This is a genomic window from Mycobacterium sp. (assembly GCF_004298145.1).
In the GTDB taxonomy this organism is placed as follows: Bacteria; Actinomycetota; Actinomycetes; order Mycobacteriales; family Mycobacteriaceae; genus Mycobacterium.
The window spans coordinates 154,248-171,996 of the sequence record NZ_SCRH01000030.1; the positions used below are offsets into that span (position 1 = coordinate 154,248).

The following is a 17,749-nucleotide window of genomic DNA, read 5'->3' on the forward strand; positions in this document are numbered from 1 at the left end:
CGATTATGTATAGCATCATATATAGACCTGGCCCTGAGGAGCGGCGATGCGCGGTCCACGTGAACGGATGGTCGTCTCGGCCGCGCTCCTAATCAGGGAGCGTGGCGCGCATGCGACCGCCATCTCGGACGTCCTCGAGCACAGCGGCGCCCCGCGCGGATCGGCCTACCACTACTTCCCGGGCGGCCGCACGCAACTGCTCTGCGAGGCGGTGGACTACGCCGGCGACCATGTCGCCGCGATCATCGCCGAGGCCTCCGACGGCCTGCAGCTGATCGACACCCTGATCGACCAATACCGTGGGCAGTTGCTCGACAGCGATTTCCGCGCCGGCTGCCCCATCGTGGCCGTGTCCGTGGAGGCGGGCGAGCCGGACAACGCCGACCGCATGGCGCCCGTCGTCGAGCGCGCGGCGGCGGTGTTCGACCGCTGGACCGACCTGATCGCACAGCGCTTCATCGCCGACGGGATGGCCCGGGAACGGGCGGGCGACTTGGCGGTCCTGGCCACCACCGCGCTCGAGGGCGCGATTGTTCTGGCGCGGGTGCGCCGCGACCTGATGCCCCTCGACGTCGTCCGCCGTCAGGTGCGCGAGCTGCTGTCGGCGACCCCGTCCCACCTGGGGGCCTATCAGGTGACCGGAGAGGATGTCCCGCAATGACCGGTGAATGGCAATCCAGCGCATGCATCCTGTGCGAATGCAACTGCGGCATCGTGGTTCAAGTCGACGATCGCCGGCTGGCCCGCATCCGCGGCGACAAGGCGCACCCGGCATCGCAGGGCTACACCTGCAACAAAGCGTTGCGGCTGGACCACTATCAGAACAACCGCACCCGGCTGCGGACCCCGCTGCGCCGCCGCGGCGACGGCAGCTACGAGGAAATCGATTGGGACACCGCGATCGTGGAGATCGCCGAGGGGTTCACACACATTCGCGACACCTACGGCGGGGACAAGATCTTCTACTACGGTGGCGGCGGGCAGGGCAACCACCTGGGCGGGGCGTACAGCGGCGCCTTCCTGAAGGCGCTGGGCTCGCGCTACCGCTCGAATGCGTTGGCGCAGGAGAAAACCGGTGAAGCCTGGGTAGACGGGCAGTTGTACGGCGGCCACACCAGGGGCGAGTTCGAGCACACCGAGGTGGCGGTGTTCGTCGGCAAGAACCCGTGGATGTCGCAGAGCTTTCCGCGCGCCCGGGTGGTGCTCAACGAGATCGCCAAAGATCCGGCCCGGTCGATGATCGTCATCGATCCCGTCGTCACCGACACGGCCAAGATGTCCGACTTCCACCTGCGCGTGCGGCCCGGTACCGACGCGTGGTGCCTGGCGGCGCTTGCCGCCGTCCTCGTCCAGGAAAACCTATGCGACGAGACGTTTCTCGCCGAGCGCGTGCGCGGCGCCGACACCGTCCGCGACGCGTTGCGCGAGGTTGCGGTGGCCGACTACGCGCAGCGCTGCGGGGTCGACGAGGAACTGCTGCGCGCGGCGGCCCGGCGTGTCGGCACCGCCGCGAGCGTGTCGGTCTTCGAGGATCTCGGCGTGCAACAGGCGCCCAACAGCACGCTGTGCTCCTACCTGAACAAGCTGCTGTGGGTCCTCACCGGCAACTTCGCGAAAAAGGGTGGCCAACACCTGCATTCGTCGTTCGCGCCGCTGTTCGGCCAGTTCTCCGGCCGCACACCCGTCACCGGCGCTCCCATCATCTCCGGGCTGGTGCCCAGCAATGTGGTTCCCGAGGAAATCCTGACCGACCACCCGGACCGCTTCCGGGCGATGATCGTGGAGAGCAGCAATCCCGCTCATTCACTGGCCAATTCGGCCGCCTGCCGCGAAGCGTTCCAGGCGCTGGAACTGATGGTGGTCATCGACGTCGCGATGACCGAGACCGCCAGGCTCGCCCACTACGTGCTACCGGCCGCGTCCCAATTCGAGAAGCCGGAGGCCACCTTCTTCAACCTGGAATTCCCGCACAACACTTTCCAGCTGCGCCGCCCGCTGCTGGAGCCCCTGCCGGGAACACTGCCCGAGCCCGAGATCTGGGCCCGGCTGGTGCGGGCGCTCGGTGTGGTCGACGACGCGGAGCTGCGGCCGCTGTCCGACGCCGCCCAGCGCGGACTCCCGGCGTACGCCGAGGCGTTCCTCACCGCCGTTGCGGCCAATCCGACGGTGGCGCAGCTGCTTCCGTATGTGCTCTACGAGACGCTCGGGCCCACACTGCCGGACGGGCTGCGCGGTGCGGCCGCGCTGTGGGGGCTGGCCCAGAAGACCGCGATGAGCTACCCGGACGCCGTGCGGCGCGCCGGTCACGCCGACGGCAACGCGCTGTTCGATGCGATCCTGGACAACCCCTCGGGGGTGACGTTCACCGTCCACAACTACGCGGACGACTTCGCGTTGATCAGCCACTCCGACCACAAGATCGCGCTGGAAATCCCGTCGATGCTCGACGAATTGAGGGCGCTGACGCGCGCCCCGTCCGAGCTGACCACCCCGGATTTCCCGATCGTGCTGTCGGTGGGGGAGCGGCGCGCCTACACCGCCAACGACATCTTCCGCGACCCGTCCTGGCGCAAACGCGACGCCGAGGGCGCGCTGCGGGTCAGCGTCGAAGACGCGCAGGCCCTCGGTCTGGTCGACGGACGCCGGGCGCGAATCAGCACCGCGGCCGGCAGCGCCGAGGCCACCGTCGAGATCACCGAGACCATGCTCGCCGGTCATGCCGCTCTGCCCAACGGTTTTGGGCTCGATTACATCGACGACGACGGCCACACCGTCGTTCCCGGTGTCGCCCCGAACACGCTCACCTCGACCGAATGGCGCGACCCCTACGCCGGCACGCCGTGGCACAAACACGTGCCGGCGCGCATCGAGGCCGCCCCGGTGCCCGCCGGCATCAGTTCCAGATCTTGACCCGGCTGTGCGGCTCCAGGAACAGCGCACCGGTGTCGGCGCCGTCGAAGGCGTCATAGAACGCGTCCATGTTGCGCAGCACGCCATTGCAGCGGAACTCCGGTGGCGAGTGTGGATCCACCGCAAGGCGCCGGATCGCTTCGGCGTCACGGGATTTGGTGCGCCACACCTGGGCCCAGCCGTAAAACACGCGCTGCACGCCGGTCAGGCCGTCGATGACGGGAGCGGGCCGCCCGTTCAGCGACAACTGGTAGGCCAGCAGCGCGATCGACAACCCGCCCAGATCGCCGATGTTCTCCCCGACGGTGAACGCGCCGTTCACGTGGTGGCCACCCGTTAACCCCCGCGGCGTATACGTGTCGTACTGCTCGATGAGAGCCCTTGTGCGGGAGCCGAATTCGGTCCGATCGGCATCGGTCCACCAGTCGACCAGGTTTCCGTCACCGTCGTACTTGGCGCCCTGGTCGTCGAAGCCGTGGCCGATCTCGTGCCCGATCACCGCGCCGATACCGCCGTAGTTGGCGGCGTCGTCGGCCTCGGCGTCGAAGAACGGCGGCTGCAAAATGGCCGCCGGGAACACGATCTCGTTCATCCCGGGGTTGTAGTACGCGTTGACCGTCTGCGGGGTCATGAACCACTCGTCTTTGTCCACCGGGCCGCCCAGCTTGGCCAACTCACGGTCGTGGTTGACGGCGTACCCGCGTCGGTAGTTGCCGTAGAGGTCGCTGCGGTCAATCACCAGCGCGGAGTAGTCCCGCCATTTCGCCGGGTAGCCGACCTTGGCGGTGAACTTATCCAGCTTGGCCAGCGCGCGCTCCCGGGTCCGCGGCGTCATCCACTCCAGGTCGTTGATGCTCATCCGGTAGGCCGCACGCAGATTGCTCACCAGCTCATCGATGCGGGCCTTGGCGTCGGGCGGGAAATACCGCTGCACGTAAAGCTTTCCGACGGCATCGCCCATCAGGCTCTCGACCAGCGACACCGCCCGCTTCCACCGGTCCCGGATCTGCTCGGTGCCGGTCAGCCGGCGGCCGTAGAAGTCGAAGTCCGCGGCCACCAGGTCGTCGGTCAGCCAGGAGGCGCGGGCGCGGATCAGCCGCCACCGCGCCCAGCTCTTCCACACCTCGAGGTCTTCGTTGCGCCACAGCTCGGCGAATGCCCGGATGTAATCCGGTTGGCGCACAACGACCTCCGCGAACGCGTCGGCGCCGGTGCCGAGCGCGGCGGCCCAGGCGACCCAGTCGAAGCCCACCGACTCGTCGCGCAATTGGTCGAACGTGCGCAGGTTGTAGGTGAGGTCGGCATCGCGGCGTTTGACCACATCCCAGTGCGCCTCGGCGAGTTTGGTCTCCAGCGCGACGATGCGCTCGGCGGTCCGGGTGTGGGCTTCCAGTTCCCCGGGGGATGCCCCCCGATACACCAGGCCGAACATCCGCGCGATGTGTCCGGGATAGGCCTGAAGCACCTCGGCGTGCTGCTCGTCGCGGTAGTAGGACTCGTCGGGCAACCCGAGCCCGGACTGGGTGAAGTGCACCAGGTAACGGGCCGAGTTCTTGGCGTCGGTGTCCACATACATCCCGACGCCGCCGCCCACGCCGGTGCGCTGCAGGGCGCCCAGGGCGGTGGCCAGCGCGTCCGCATCGACGGCGTCGTCGATCGCCGCCATCTCGTCGAGCAGCGGCCGCACGCCGCGGTGCTCCACCGTCTTTTCGTCGAGGAAGCTGGCATAGAGGTCGCCGATGCGTTGCGCGTCGGCGTCGGCGGTGGCCGAACCCTGCTGGCTGGACTCGACGATGAGGTCACGCACCTGCTCCTCGGCGCGGTCGTACAGCTGCCGGAAGGCCCCGTCGGTGGCCCGGTCCGCCGGTATCTCGTATTCGGCCAGCCAGCGGCCGTTGACGTGGCCGAACAGGTCGTCTTGGGGGCGGATGCTGTCATCGACAAAGCTCAGGTCGATGCCCGAGCGGATGGCCGTATTCGTCACCCCGCCATCCTTCCATCTTTCCCGGGTGCAACGATCGGGCCATGTCCGAGGGCGAGCGAACCGAGCCAGGAGCCGAAGAAGATTCCGTTGACGTCGACCCCGACGACGACACGGACTCGAACGCCGACGGCCCCGAATCGGGCCCCGAGTCCGGCGGCGGGATCCTCTCCCATTACGGCGTCGCCTCAACGGTTCTCGGCGCGCTGTCGGTGGCCGCGGTGGTGCTCGGCGTCTTCATCTGGTCCGGCCACCGCGACCAGATCGCCGAACGCGGCCATCTGAGCCGCGTCATGCAGACCGCCGCCGAGTGGACGAATGTGCTGATCAACATGAACAGCGCCAACGTCGCCGCCAGCCTGCAGCGGCTGCACGACGGCACGGTCGGCGAGCTCAACGCCGACTTCGACGCCGCCGTGCAGCCCTACCGGGCTGTGGTGGAGAAACTGCAGTCCAAGAGCATCGGGCGGATCGACGCCGTGGCGATCGAAACCGTGCACCGTGACCTGGACCCCCGGCCGGAGGGGGCACGGCCTCCAAGAGAGATAGTGACCACCAAGTTGCCGCCGTTCGCCAGCCGAACCGATTCGGTCATGCTGGTCGCCACGTCGGTCAGCGAAAACGTCGGCGCCAAGCCGCAGACTGTGCACTGGAGCCTGCGGCTGGACGTCTCCGACGTGGACGGCAAGCTGATGATCTCCGGGCTGGCTTCGATCCGATGAGAAACATCTGGCGGCTCTTCGCCTTCGACATCGCGGCCCCACTGGCCGCGATCGCCGCGTTGCTGGCCATCGGGGTGGTGCTCGGCTGGCCACTGTGGTGGGTGTCGGCCTGCTCGGTGCTGGTCCTGCTGATCGTGGAGGGGGTCGGCGTCAACTTCTGGCTGCTGCACCGCGATTCGGTCAGCCTCGGCACCGACGACGACGCACCGGGGCTGCGGTTGGCGGTTGTCCTGCTGTGCACGGCCGCCCTGGCGGCGGCCGTCGCGACCGGGTACACGCACTGGACGAAGACGGACCGCGACTTCACCGATGACACCCGCAAGGTCGTGCGGATGGCCACCGGCATGGCGGAGGCCATGGCGTCGTTCAGCCCCGCCGCCCCGACCGATTCCATCGACCGGGCCACGGCCATGGTCGTCCCCGAGCACGCCGACGCGTTCAAGGAGCAGTACACCAAGTCCAGCGCCGAGCTGGGCCAGCACAACGTCACCGCCCAAGCCGCCACGGTGTCGGCCGGCGTCGAGGCCCTCGGGCCGTCAGCGGCCAGCGTGGCGGTGATCCTGCGCGTGACACAGAGTGCGCCGGGACAACCGCCCAGCCAGGCGGCGCCCGCCCTGCGGGTGACGCTGACCAAGCGCGGCAGCGACTGGCTCGTCGCCGACGTGCTGCCGATCAGATGACGATCAGTTGGATTCGGCCGAGCGACCGGAGTTCACCTTGACGAACCGATCCGACAATCGGCGGATCCGGATCATCAGCGCGGCCGTCGGGCTGGTGCTGCCGTCGAGATAGCCGCCCAGCTCCTCGGTGCTGACCCCGATGCGGGACGCGAATTCCTGCTGGGCCAGGCCCGATCGGTCGATCAGCAGCCGCACGTGGCGAGCCACCTCGGCGCGCTCGTTGGCGTCCAGGTGGATGCGGGCGCGCTCGAGCACCTCCCACAGCGCCTTGGCGATGCCGTAGGGCCGGGTGCCTGCGAGGACCTCTTCGACCTGGCGGGCGGTGCGCCCGTACGGGTCGCGCTTCAACGCGCCGGCGATGCGCTTCCAGGTGGCGATGTCACCGCCCTGCAGGGCGGAACGGATGGCGGCGGTCGGCCAGAACTCCACCGGCTGGTCGAGGTCCGGAACGGATCCGGATGGCGCGTTGCCGCGGTTGCGCTGCTCAGCGGCCGGCCGGCGGGGCGGCGGTGGGGGGCGTCGGTCGGGTGCCAACGTCACCTCGCCTCCTCCAGCATCGCCACCGCCACGGACAGGCAGCGCTCCCTGATCCCCTCCCAGTCCGAGTTGGCGTCGGCTTCCGGCCCCTGCTCTTCCGGGTAGTCGCACGGATCGGGATCTGCGAGTCGACGGACCAACTGGGTGGCGATCCATTGCCGCCTGGATGATCCACAACAGTAATACCTGTCCATTCCGGCGAGCACCACCGCCGCGGTCTCGGGCTCCAACGAATCGACCATGTCTGCAAAGTCGGCATAATCGCGGCGACTGTTACGGCACATGATCAGGTAGCCCTTGAGACGCAGGGTCTCCGCGCCGGTCGGGACCAGCAACCGGTCGCCGGTGGGCAGCTGCACGTTGGTGGTCTCCACCGGGCTGCGCCGCGCGTATTTCGGCCGGTCGGTGGCCCCCGCCTGCTCGGCGTCCGGGTCCGTCTCGAGCGCGTCGATCGCGACCGAGAGCCGACCCCGCCACAGCGTCACCGGATGAACCGGCCGGCCCGTCCCGGCGATGGCTTTGGCGATGCCGTTGCGCGACGTCAGGCCGCCGACCAGCTTCTTGGCTCCCGACGAACCATTGGTATGGCCGTTGGTGGTGGTCTTCTTCTCACCCGGGGCCACCCCGACCGCGAGCTTCGCCTCGCTCAGGGCGACCTGGTGCGGGATCTGCCCGGGCCCCCGGCCGCGGGTCCGGTCGTCGTCAGGGCCCGCCGACGTCTGGCCGGCGTTGTGCCCGCAGCCACTGAAGGCCAGCGGATCGGTCACACAGATGGCGTCGGGTGCCAGGTGCCTGAGCTTGGCCGCGGACTTGAGCACCATCCGCAGGTCGGCATTGGGCGCCACCAGCGCCGAGATGTCGTCGGGGATGACCACGACGTCGCCGAGGTCGACCTCCGGCAGCGGCCTGTCGAAGTCGACGGACGGCAGAACGCGGGACAGCCACGCCGGCAGCCACCAGTTCCACTGGGCGAACATCGCCATCAACGCCGGAACCATCACCAGCCGCACCACGGTGGCGTCCACCGCGATCGCGACCGCGCACGCCACACCGATCTCGGCCACCAGCGGCATGCCGGCGAACGCGAAGCCGACGAACACCGCGATCATGATCAGCGCCGCGCTGGTGATGGTTCGGGCGCTGGTGCTGACGCCGTACGCCACCGCATCACGGGTGTTACCGGAATGCAGGAACCGCTCCCGGATGCGGGTGAGCAGGAAGATCTCGTAGTCCATCGACAACCCGAAGGTCATCGCGAGCACCAGCGGGGGAACGGTGCTGTCGATCGAGCTGATCTGGGCGAAGCCGAGATCCTTCAGCCACCCCCACTGGAACACCATCACCAGGCTGCCGTAGGCGGCCGCGACCGACAGCAACGTCATCAGGACGCCCTTGAGCGCCAGGAACACCGAGTGGATGGAGACCAACAGCATCACGAACGCGATCAGCGCGACGAAGCCCAGCACCAACGGTTCGGTCGCCGACACCCGGTCGTCGAAGTCTTTGATCAGCGCGGTCGGGCCGCCGACGTCGACGCGTGCCGTTCCCGCCGCGGGGACCTTCGGTAGCTCGGCGCGCATCCAGCCCACGGTTTGGCGGGCGCGCATGTCCTCGGGGTCCACCGACAACACGGCGGACAGCAGCGCGCTGCCGTTGTCCTCGGCGAACTGGGGCGGCGACACCGACACGATGTTGGGTGCCTGCGTCATCCGCTGGCGGACCGCGCCGACGGTGTGGCTGTGTTCGGGCGAGGCCGCGCCGCCGTCGGGGAAGTCGATCAGCACCCGGATCGGGCCCAGCGCGCCCGGACCGAGCGCCTGGGCCGCCGCACCGACCCCGGCGCGGATTTCGTGGGACGAGTCGAACTGACGTAACAGGCTGTTGCCCAACACCATTGATGCCGCCGGCGCGGCCATGACGAGCAGCACAAACGATGCCCCCAGCGCGGACATCCACGGTCGGTGCATCACCCACCCGATCCACCGGTTCCAGAACCGCGACTGGGTGCTTTCGGGCCGCCGCGACCAGTGCAGGAAGCCCGACCGCTTGGCGGCCGCCCGCCCGAACGTGGCCAGCGCCGCCGGCGTCAGGGTCGTCGAGGTCAACATCGCCACCGCGACGGCCAGGATCGCGCCGGTGGCCATCGATTTCAGGGCCGGGGTGTTGATCACGTAGATCCCGGTGAGGGAGGCGATGACGGTCGCCCCGGACAACACCACGGCCAGCCCGGAGGTGGCCATCGCGGCGTCGACGGCCTCGCGGGGCTGGCGCCCGGTCCGCAGTTCCTCCCGGAAGCGCATCAAGATGAACAGCGAATAGTCCACGGCGAGAGCGATTCCGAACATGGACACCGTCGAGGTGACGAACACCGACATCGTGGTGTACGCGGACAGCAGGTAAACCAGGCCCATGGTCACCACGACCGTGCAGACGCCCAGCGCGAGGGGGATCGCCGCGGCGGCCAGTGACCCGAACACGGCGAGCAGGACGATCAGGATGACCGGCAGATTCCACTTCTCGGCGGCGGCGATGTCGTGCTTGGTGTTGGCGGCCGCGGCCGCGCTCAGCGCGCCCTGCCCGATGACGTAGAGCCGGACCCGCCCATTCGCGGTCTGCCCGGGTTGATCGCCCTTGATGCCGACCTTCGTGCGCAGCTTCTTGGCGACGTCGCTGGTGTTACGGGAATCCAGCCGCACCGACAGCACGTACGGCCGGTCGGGCTGCGGTGGACGCTGGGTCGGGTTGGGGATCTCCGCGGTGCCCGGGACCTCGTCGGTGAGTCGCCTCAGCTGTGCCACCGCGTCGTTCATGTCCTGGTAGCTGGCGTCGGCGCGAGGGGCGGCCACCAGCGCCAGCGACGATCCGCCCTGGTCGTGGTAGAGCTCCTCGAGTTTGTCGTGCACCGCCAACGACTGGGATCCGGCCACGTCGAAACCACCGCCGGTGAGGTTGCCGGACTGCGTCAGCGCCAGGTAGACCGCCGGAACCAATGCCAGCAACCAGCCTGTGAAGACCAACCAGCGGTACTTACGCAGGCTGCGGCTGAGGCGCATCATTAACTGCTGGATTTTTCTCGCTCCCCGGTTCTCGCGTAACGCGTGCAGGCGACGATACCGCAGCAAGCTGTGCTTTATGTGGGCTTATCTAGTTCCTGAGCTGCGGTGACAGCGTCGTTGCCAAGACGCTGCGAAGTCGTTGTGAACCGGTGATCACGCGGGATGTCGGTCACATACGCAGTTCCGGGCTGGCAGGGGTGATATCGGCGATGGCAGGATGTCGGTTGGCCCAGCGGGGCCCCGGGGGATGCGGGGGAACGCGGCGATCGTGGGGCCGTGTATTGCAGCCGTTTGCGAGGCGCCGACTTTTGGCGGGCCGCCGCAAACTGTAAGGAGTTACCCATGACGACAGGCAGCGCTGGACGGCGTCGCAGAATCTTCGCCGGGCTCATCGCCGCCACCGTGCCCGGCGCCGCCCTCGCGGTGCTCGCCGGGCCGCCGGCGACCGGCGCCAACGACCCGTGCGCGGCCAGCGAGGTCGCCCGGACGATCGGTTCGGTCTCCAAGTCGATGGGTGACTACCTGGATTCGCACCCGGAGACCAACCAGACGATGACCTCGATGCTGCAGCAGCAGGCCGGGCCGCAGTCGTTGAACGGGCTGAAGTCCTACTTCGACGCCAACCCCAAGGTCGCCGGCGATATGACGTCGATCGCGCAGCCGCTGACGAACCTGTCGCTGCAGTGCAAGCTGCCGATTTCGATCCCCCAGGCGATGGGCATGATGCAGCAGGCCCAAGGCGCGGCCGGCGCGTTGCCCGGTAACCCCGCGGGCGCCTCGCCGCTGGGCGGGACGGGCGGCTCGCACGCCGCGCCGCAGCCGGCTCCTCCCGTCGTGACCAACCCGCTCCCGGGCCCGCCGCGCGGCAACACCATCGGCTAGTTGCTAGTCGTCGATTTCCGGATTCCGGTCGGGCGGTAACGGCCCCTGCAGGGCGGCATCGGTCGGGTCGGCGGACGGATCGCTCGGCAGCTGCACGATGGGCAGCGGACCCGTGATCGGATCGTCGTCCGAGTCCGCGACGTTCTCGGTGCGGAACACGAAGAAGAACACCACCCAGCCGACCGCGGCGATGAGCAGCCAGCTGATCAGCCGGTAGATCAGCATGGCCGAGATCGCGCTCGACAGCGACATCCCACTCGAGACCAGCCCCGGCACCAGCACCGCCTCGACGACCAGCAGGCCACCGGGCATCAGCGGGATGGTGCCGACCGCGCGGGCGGCCGCGTAGGCCACCGTCAGCCCGGCCACCGACGCGTGGTCCCCGGCGGCGTAGGCGGCGAAGCCGAGGCAGGCGACGTCGGCGATCCAGTTGAACATCGACCACCCGAACGCCACCCCCAGGTCGCGCCGGCCCAGGCTGACCGATTCGAGCTGCATGAGTGTCTCGCGCCACTTGTCCCGGCCGGTGTCCGCCGGCCTGCCGCGAACCGAGTTGACCCACGCCAGAACCCGGCTGCCGATGCCCTCGATCAGCTCCGGCCGCGACGCCACCGCCTGCGCCAGGAGCAGCAGCGCGACGAAGCCACCGAGGGTGAACAGCAACGAGAACGGGTTGTTCTTCGCGCCCAGCAGGAAAGCCCCGCCCAACCCGAGCAAAGCCAATCCCACCGCCTGCAGCACGCCGGACATCACCAGCTGCCACGACGCCACCACCGTCGAGGCTCCCCAGAGCCGCTGCTGGCGGAACAGGAAGGTCGCCGACAGCACGGGTCCGCCGGGCAGCGTGGTGCTCAGCGAGTTGGCGGCATAGAACGCGGCCTCCGAGCGCAATTGCTTGACGTGCACCCCGGCCGACTTGAGCAAGGTTCGCTGGATCTGAGCAAAGCTGTGCATCGACGCGGCCGCAGCCACCACCGACGCGAGCAACCACCACCAGTTCGCCTCGTACAGGCTCATCCAGGCTTTGGCCAGCTGATCCCAGCCCAGCGAAACCTCGACGGCAAGCACGCTGGCAACCATGCCGAGGATGACCCACCGCACCCACCAGTACTTCCCGCGCGGGGTTTGTTCGCGCGGGAAGTCGAGATTGCGGGCGGGCGCGTCGTGCGACACGTGGTTTAGGGTAACGGTGCAGGTGGCGCGGCGATCGCTGCGCGCCGCCGACTGTGTCGCCGTCGTAACCGGATCGTGCCGGCTCCGACGGCCGCGGGCGACCCGCAGGAGCCTCGGAACAGGTTCGGAGCAGCGCGGCGGCCGATAGGCTGGCCAGATGTCAGCAAACGTCGACGACGCCTCGGTCGAACCCGTAATACGCAAGACCGCAGCCTGGGCGTGGCGTTTGCTCGTCATACTGGCCGCCGCGGTCGCCCTGTTGTGGGTGATCAACAAACTCGAAGTCATCGTCGTTCCGGTGCTGGTGGCGCTGCTGTTGAGCGCGTTGCTGGTGCCGGTGGTCGACTGGCTGGACCGGCGGGGCCTGCCCCGCGGCGGCGCGGTGGCGCTGGTGCTGCTGGGCGGCTTCGCGATCCTGGGCGGCATCCTGGCGTTCGTCATCCTGCAGTTCATCGACGGCCTGCCCGGCCTGACCGAACAGGTGACGCAGAGCATCGAGTCGACCCGCCGGTGGCTGATCAACGGGCCGACGCATCTGCGCAGCGAACAGATCGACAGCGCGGGCAACGCCGCGATCGAGGCGCTGCACAACAATCAGGCGAAACTGACCAGCGGCGCGCTGTCAACCGCGGCGACCGTCACGGAGCTGGTCACGGCGGCGGTGCTGGTGCTGTTCACCCTGATCTTCTTTCTCTACGGGGGGCGCAACATCTGGCAGTACGTTGTCCAGATCATCCCGTCCGACGTCCGCGACCGGGTGCACGAGGCCGGCAACGCCGGGTACGGGTCGCTGATCGGGTATGTGCGGGCCACCTTTCTGGTGGCGCTGACCGACGCGGCCGGGGTCGGTGCCGGCTTGGCGATCATGGGCATCCCGCTGGCGCTGCCGCTGGCCTCCTTGGTGTTCCTGGGTGCCTTCATCCCGCTGATCGGTGCGCTGATCTCGGGCCTGCTGGCCGTGGTGGTCGCCCTGTTGGCCAAGGGGATCGTGTACGCGCTCATCACGCTGGGCGTGCTGATCGCGGTCAACCAGGTCGAGGCCCACCTGCTGCAACCGCTGGTGATGGGCCGCGCGGTCTCGATTCACCCGCTCGCCGTGGTGCTGGCCATTGCCACCGGTGGTGTGCTCGCCGGGATCGTCGGCGCCCTGCTGGCCGTCCCGACGGTCGCATTCCTCAACAACGCGTCCCGGGTGCTGCTGGCGCCGAATCCCGAGGCGGCGGCCGAAAAACAGACCGAGGAGGCGGACGAGAAGAACGCCGTGCTGCAGGTCGAACCGGACAAACCCGGGGACGGCTCCGGCTGATACCGCGTCAGCCGAGGCGCCTGCCTATAAACGTCCCTCGCGACGCAGCAGATCCGCCGCGGACAGCCCGCCCCCGGAGCGGCGCCGCTGCCGCGCCGGGTCGCCGTTCTCGGCCCGGCCGTGCGAGTTCACCTGCTCGCCCGCCGCAGTGGAGTCGCTGCTCCCCGAGCCCTCCGGCCGCGCGATCGGCAGGGCGGTGGTGGGTTCGGCGGCGTCGCTGTCGGCGTCGTCGGAACGGTTGCCGGGGACGGGGATGGCGCGGGTCTGATCGCCGGATGGCGGCGACGCAGGTGCCGGGGGCCGCTTCGGTGCCTGGGCCGCGAACCGCGCCGTCTTGGCTTCGGTCGGCTGGCTGGGCCGGGCCGGGATGCGGGTGGTGTTCACGCTGTCGTCCGCCCCGGATCGCGTCTTCGCCGTGCTCGAGGACGGTTCCCGGGCGGGCCTGGGCTCGGGCGGGGCGGCCAGTCCCGGGCGCGCCGGGCGCGATGGCTCCAGCGGGCCGGGATGGCTGGGGTCGTGCGGTTGGCGCGGCGCCGCGGCGACCAGGCTGGCCGCCACCGGCGGCCGCGCGGGCCGGCCGTTGAGCGTCGGCCGCTTGCGCTCGTCGGGCAGGTCGATCTCGCCCAGCCCGATCTTGTTCTGCAGCCGACGGGCCCAGCGCGGCGCCCACCAGCAATCGTCGCCGAGCAACTTCATCACCGACGGCACCAGGAACATCCGGACGACGGTCGCGTCCAGCAGCAGGGCGGCCATCAGACCGAACGCCAGATACTTCATCAACACCAGGTCGGAGAACACGAACGATCCGGCGACCACGGCCAGCACCAGCGCGGCGGCGGTGATCAGGCGTCCGGTGGTCGCGGTGCCGATCCGGATGGCCTCTGCGGTCGACATGCCGCGTTCGCGCGCCTCGACCATCCGGGACACCAGGAATACCTCGTAGTCGGTGGCCAGACCGAATCCGACGGCGACGACCAGCGCGATGACCACCACCATCAGAGGGGTTGGCGTGAAATTCAGCCAGGTCGAGAAGTGCCCGTCGACGAAGATCCACGTCAAAATGCCCATCGTGGACCCGAGTGTGAGCGCGCTCATCACCACCGCCTTGACCGGCAACACCACCGACCCGAAGGCCAGGAACATCAACAGCAGCGTGGCGCTGAGAAGGAGCACCAGCATCAACGGACCCTTCGCGGCCAGGCTGTGGATGCTGTCCTGTTCCAGCGCCGGCGTACCGCCGACATAGATGTTCAGCCCCTTCGGGGGTGATATCGCCCGCAGTTCGGTGATCTTCTTGGCGGCATCGTTCTTGTTGACCAGGCCGTCCTGGATCACCCGCACCGAGCCGTCCTTGGGCTGAGACGTCCCGTTCGGGCCGGCGACGCAGGGATTGTCGGCGATGATCGGGCAGGCCCGCTCCTCCCACGTCTTGTCGGTGAACCCGCTGATCGAGGAAATCCTGTTGCGGATTTCGGCAACCTGCTGGTCGGTCACCTTGCTGTGGTTGTCGCTCTGGATCACCACCGTCAACTGTTCGGTCCGGTAGCCGGGGAAGAGCTTGTCGAAGTGCTCCTGTCCCATGCGCACCGGATTGTTCGGCGGCAGGTATTTCTCGCTCATGCCGCCGAACGAGAGGTTGGCCAGCGGAATGACCAGCAAGATCATGCCCACGGCGATCGGGATGGCGAACGCGAGCGGCCGCTTCATCACCCAGTTGACTAATTTGCCCCAGAAGCCGGCCTCGACCTCTTCGCGGGTCTTGGTCTTCTGCAGCCGATCGGCGAGCCAGTTCAGGTACGCACGCGAATATTTCCAGTTCCGCAGGAACGGAATTCGGAACGCGGTCCGCACGCCGAGCGCGTCGACGTGGCGGCCGAGGATGCCCAGGCACGCCGGCAGGAACGTGATCGACAGCAACGCCGCGAGGCCGACCGCGGCAAAGATCGCGTACGTCAGCGAATGCACGAAGCCCTGCGGAAACACCAGCAGGCTGGCGCTCGACGCGATGATCAGCACGGCCGAAAAGATGATGGTCCGGCCGGCCGTCATGACGGTGCGCCGCACCGCGGCCTCGGTGTCGTAGCCCTCGGCGATCTCCTCCCGGAACCGGCTCACCACGAAAAGCCCGTAGTCGATGGCGATACCCAGACCGATCAGCGAGACCACCGGCTGGGCGAAAAAGTGCACCGGCCCGAACACAGCGACAAGCCGCAGGATGCCCAGCGAGCCCGCGATGCTCAGGCCGCCCACGATGGCCGGCAGGCCGGCGGCGACCGCACCGCCGAAGACCAGGAACAGCACCACCGCCACCAGCGGCACCGCAAGGACCTCCATGCGGCGCTGGTCGGTGGCGATGGTCCCCGTCAGGGCGTTGGCGATCGGCTCGAGGCCGGCGAGTTGGACCGTGCCGCCATTGAGTTTTTGCAGATCCGGTGCGACGGCCTTGTAGTTGTTGAGGATGGTGTCGTCGTCGTCGCCCTTCAGCGGAACGCTGACGAAGGTGTGCTTCTTGTCGTCGCTGACCATTCCTTTGATGAGCGGGTTGGTGCTGTCCGGAGCCGCCAGCCAGCCGGCCCAGCCGACGACCTGGTCGGGATGATCGGTCTTGAACTTGTTGAGTTCGGCGACGAGTTTGTCCCGCCACGCCGAATCATCGACCGTTTTTCCGTCGGGAGCGGTGAACGTGGCCACGACGTGGCTGGTGCGGTCACGGCCGTAGGTCTGGTCACCCAGCACCGAGGCCTTGACGGATTGACTGCCTTCGTCGTAGAAGCCGCTCTGTGTAACATGCTTGCCCAGGCTGATTCCGAAACCGCCGCCGAGAAGACACAGAGCTACCGTGACCCCGATCACGATGTACCGATATCGGTACACAGTTCGACCCCACCAGGCGAACACGCAAGCTCCTTACTGGATCGTCAACGACCCGCGCACTGGTTTTCCAGTGTCACACACGCGCGGTCAACAGCGCTGACAGCGGCCGGAACGGCTGCAGCCACGCACCCTGATCAGGCAGCGAATCTAGTCCGATCCGCGGCAACGGTTCCCGGAAGACGCCGGCGATGTCCTCTAGGTCAACGAAGTCCAAGGTATCCGACGCTAGCGCCCAACTCGCATGTTCGCGAAATCCGATCACTTGGACGCTGATTCCGGTTCGGGCGATCTCCTCCAGCGGTTGGCGGAACGCTTGGCCGTCGGCCGAAGCCACCACCAGAGCCGCCAGCCCTTCGGTGCGGCGCAGGTCGATATGGGCCAGCATGTCGCGGTCGACGTCGCTGTCCTCGTCGATCTTCGGTTTGGCGAACACCGCGAACCCCACGTTCCGAAGGGCGTCCACCCAGGGCCGGACGACGTCGGCGCTGCCCGGCGCGATGTTGGTGAAGACGGTGGCCTCGGGCTCGATCACGACGCCCGGGCGCTCGGCGCTGACCTCGGCGGTGCGGGACAGTAGCCAGCGGCCCAGCGCGTCGAACCGCGGGCGCTCCAGCGCCGTCGGGCGGCGGCCCAGGATCGAACCCAGGCCCATGTCGAGGTTGGGGGCGTCCCAGACCAGCAACACGCGCCCACCCGGAGGCGAAAAACCACCCAGCGCCGCGACGGCATCGCCGGACAGCGCCGCCGGCGGCGCGGCGGGTTCCGCTCCGGCGGCGGCCGCTTCAGTCAGGCTCATCACTCATCGCCTACTCATCGTCTAACCCAAACGAACTCGGTGACGGCGCTGCCCGCTTCCTGGGCCTTCGTCTCGTACTTGGTGGTCGGGCGGGCGGTCGAGATGGGCAGCCGGTCGCCGGGGTCGGCCCGGCGCAGCCCGAACTCGCCCGCGCTGAGGGCGGCGATGTGTTCGGCGTAGCCGGCGTGGTCCGTCGCAATATGCAGGACACCACCGGGGAGTAGCCGGTTGGCTATCAAGCCAACTGTGCCCGGCTGCAGGAACCGGCGTTTGTGATGCCGCGCCTTGGGCCACGGATCGGGGAAGAAGACGCGGACCCCGGCCAGCGAGGCCGGGGCGATGAACCGCTGCAGCACGTCGAGCGCGTTGCCGCGGATCAACCGGATGTTGCTCACGTTGTCGCGGTCGATCGCGCACAGCAACTGTGCCAGCCCCCGCCGGTAGACCTCCACCGCGATCACATCGACATCGGGCTCGTCCTTGGCCATCGCCAGCGTCGATATACCGCTGCCGCAACCGATTTCGAGCACCAGCGGTGCCTGGCGGCCGAACCACGAGCGGGTGTCGAGCGGCGGTTCGTCGCCGTCGGGTTCGTCGGCCGGAGCGCCCACCGACAGGCCGAGTTCTGGCCAGCGCCGTTCCCAGGTCTGGCGCTGGGCATCGGAGAGGGCGGATCGTCGTGACCGGAACGCGGTCGCCGGGAGATAGCGAGCCTCGGGGCGGCCCGATTCCCCGATCGGCGTGTCGGCAGGCATTGCCGCCCCGCGCTGCGCGTGCATTTGTCCATGGTGGCCCATAAACCCCGGATGTAGCCGCCCCTGGTCCGGATTGA

At 68.4% G+C, this 17,749-nt stretch carries 13 protein-coding genes; 6 read left to right on the plus strand and 7 right to left on the minus strand.

Annotated elements, in window-relative coordinates; all coding sequences use genetic code 11:
* Nucleotides 1-46: 46 nt before the first annotated feature.
* Together EPN51_RS11195 and EPN51_RS11200 are read left to right on the plus strand one after the other, a co-directional pair.
* On the plus strand, nt 47-661 hold the full coding sequence (locus tag EPN51_RS11195) for a TetR/AcrR family transcriptional regulator (protein WP_293042045.1): 615 nt from the start codon (nt 47-49) through the stop codon (nt 659-661).
* Entirely contained in the window at nt 658-2,910 is a 2,253-nt protein-coding gene (locus EPN51_RS11200; protein WP_293042048.1) for a molybdopterin-dependent oxidoreductase, read from the plus strand. Before EPN51_RS11195 ends, EPN51_RS11200 begins: the two co-directional genes overlap by 4 nt.
* Here the strand turns inward: EPN51_RS11200 and EPN51_RS11205 are convergent.
* Nucleotides 2,894-4,894 carry a M13 family metallopeptidase gene (locus tag EPN51_RS11205; RefSeq protein ID WP_293042051.1) on the minus strand — a complete coding sequence of 667 codons (2,001 nt, stop codon included), beginning with the start codon at nt 4,892-4,894 and terminating at the stop codon, nt 2,894-2,896. The genes EPN51_RS11200 and EPN51_RS11205 overlap by 17 nt on opposite strands.
* A 41-nt stretch (nt 4,895-4,935) precedes the next feature.
* Here EPN51_RS11205 and EPN51_RS11210 point away from each other — a divergent pair, with 41 nt between their 5' ends.
* The gene (locus EPN51_RS11210) at nt 4,936-5,613 is read left to right on the plus strand and encodes a hypothetical protein (RefSeq protein ID WP_293042054.1); all 678 of its coding nucleotides are present in this window, start codon (nt 4,936-4,938) and stop codon (nt 5,611-5,613) included.
* Nucleotides 5,610-6,293 (plus strand): hypothetical protein, encoded by a 684-nt coding sequence (locus EPN51_RS11215; RefSeq protein ID WP_293042057.1) that lies wholly within the window; start codon nt 5,610-5,612, stop codon nt 6,291-6,293. The genes EPN51_RS11210 and EPN51_RS11215 overlap by 4 nt, the downstream gene beginning before the upstream one ends.
* A gap of 3 nt (nt 6,294-6,296) precedes the next feature.
* On the opposite strand, the gene EPN51_RS11220 is transcribed toward EPN51_RS11215, so the two are convergent.
* Together EPN51_RS11220 and EPN51_RS11225 are read right to left on the minus strand one after the other, a co-directional pair.
* Nucleotides 6,297-6,833: an XRE family transcriptional regulator gene (locus EPN51_RS11220; protein WP_293042060.1), complete on the minus strand. Its 537-nt coding sequence runs from the start codon at nt 6,831-6,833 to the stop codon at nt 6,297-6,299.
* Nucleotides 6,830-9,886, minus strand: a complete 3,057-nt coding sequence (locus EPN51_RS11225; protein WP_293042063.1) for an MMPL family transporter — start codon at nt 9,884-9,886, stop codon at nt 6,830-6,832. The genes EPN51_RS11220 and EPN51_RS11225 overlap by 4 nt, the downstream gene beginning before the upstream one ends.
* Nucleotides 9,887-10,228: 342 nt before the next feature.
* Here EPN51_RS11225 and EPN51_RS11230 point away from each other — a divergent pair, with 342 nt between their 5' ends.
* The gene (locus tag EPN51_RS11230; protein WP_293042066.1) at nt 10,229-10,768 is read left to right on the plus strand and encodes a hemophore; all 540 of its coding nucleotides are present in this window, start codon (nt 10,229-10,231) and stop codon (nt 10,766-10,768) included.
* Nucleotides 10,769-10,771: 3 nt separating this feature from the next.
* Here the strand turns inward: EPN51_RS11230 and EPN51_RS11235 are convergent, their stop codons facing one another.
* Nucleotides 10,772-11,941 carry a YbhN family protein gene (locus EPN51_RS11235; protein WP_293042068.1) on the minus strand — a complete coding sequence of 390 codons (1,170 nt, stop codon included), beginning with the start codon at nt 11,939-11,941 and terminating at the stop codon, nt 10,772-10,774.
* 157 nt (nt 11,942-12,098) lie between these two features.
* Between EPN51_RS11235 and EPN51_RS11240 the strand changes: the two genes are divergently transcribed.
* On the plus strand, nt 12,099-13,247 hold the full coding sequence (locus EPN51_RS11240) for an AI-2E family transporter (protein ID WP_293042071.1): 1,149 nt from the start codon (nt 12,099-12,101) through the stop codon (nt 13,245-13,247).
* A gap of 24 nt (nt 13,248-13,271) precedes the next feature.
* On the opposite strand, the gene EPN51_RS11245 is transcribed toward EPN51_RS11240, so the two are convergent.
* From EPN51_RS11245 to trmB, 3 genes are read right to left on the minus strand one after another with little or no spacing between them, the layout of a single operon-like run.
* On the minus strand, nt 13,272-16,145 hold the full coding sequence (locus EPN51_RS11245; RefSeq protein ID WP_293042074.1) for an MMPL family transporter: 2,874 nt from the start codon (nt 16,143-16,145) through the stop codon (nt 13,272-13,274).
* Nucleotides 16,146-16,194: 49 nt separating this feature from the next.
* Complete coding sequence (locus EPN51_RS11250; protein ID WP_293042076.1) at nt 16,195-16,917, minus strand: NYN domain-containing protein; 723 nt, start codon at nt 16,915-16,917, stop codon at nt 16,195-16,197.
* A 14-nt stretch (nt 16,918-16,931) separates the two neighbouring features.
* On the minus strand, nt 16,932-17,714 hold the full coding sequence (trmB, locus tag EPN51_RS11255) for a tRNA (guanosine(46)-N7)-methyltransferase TrmB (protein WP_293042309.1): 783 nt from the start codon (nt 17,712-17,714) through the stop codon (nt 16,932-16,934).
* Nucleotides 17,715-17,749: the final 35 nt, after the last annotated feature.

What these genes read in the sequence shown, in the direction of transcription:
- EPN51_RS11240 (WP_293042071.1), top strand. Translation starts at nt 12,099, where the DNA reads ATGTCAGCAAACGTCGACGACGCCTCGGTCGAACCCGTAATACGCAAG.
- EPN51_RS11195 (WP_293042045.1), top strand. Translation starts at nt 47, where the DNA reads ATGCGCGGTCCACGTGAACGGATGGTCGTCTCGGCCGCGCTCCTAATC.
- EPN51_RS11230 (WP_293042066.1), top strand. Translation starts at nt 10,229, where the DNA reads ATGACGACAGGCAGCGCTGGACGGCGTCGCAGAATCTTCGCCGGGCTC.
- EPN51_RS11215 (WP_293042057.1), top strand. Translation starts at nt 5,610, where the DNA reads ATGAGAAACATCTGGCGGCTCTTCGCCTTCGACATCGCGGCCCCACTG.
- EPN51_RS11250 (WP_293042076.1), bottom strand. Translation starts at nt 16,917, where the DNA reads ATGAGCCTGACTGAAGCGGCCGCCGCCGGAGCGGAACCCGCCGCGCCG.
- EPN51_RS11210 (WP_293042054.1), top strand. Translation starts at nt 4,936, where the DNA reads ATGTCCGAGGGCGAGCGAACCGAGCCAGGAGCCGAAGAAGATTCCGTT.
- trmB (WP_293042309.1), bottom strand. Translation starts at nt 17,714, where the DNA reads ATGGGCCACCATGGACAAATGCACGCGCAGCGCGGGGCGGCAATGCCT.
- EPN51_RS11225 (WP_293042063.1), bottom strand. Translation starts at nt 9,886, where the DNA reads ATGATGCGCCTCAGCCGCAGCCTGCGTAAGTACCGCTGGTTGGTCTTC.
- EPN51_RS11200 (WP_293042048.1), top strand. Translation starts at nt 658, where the DNA reads ATGACCGGTGAATGGCAATCCAGCGCATGCATCCTGTGCGAATGCAAC.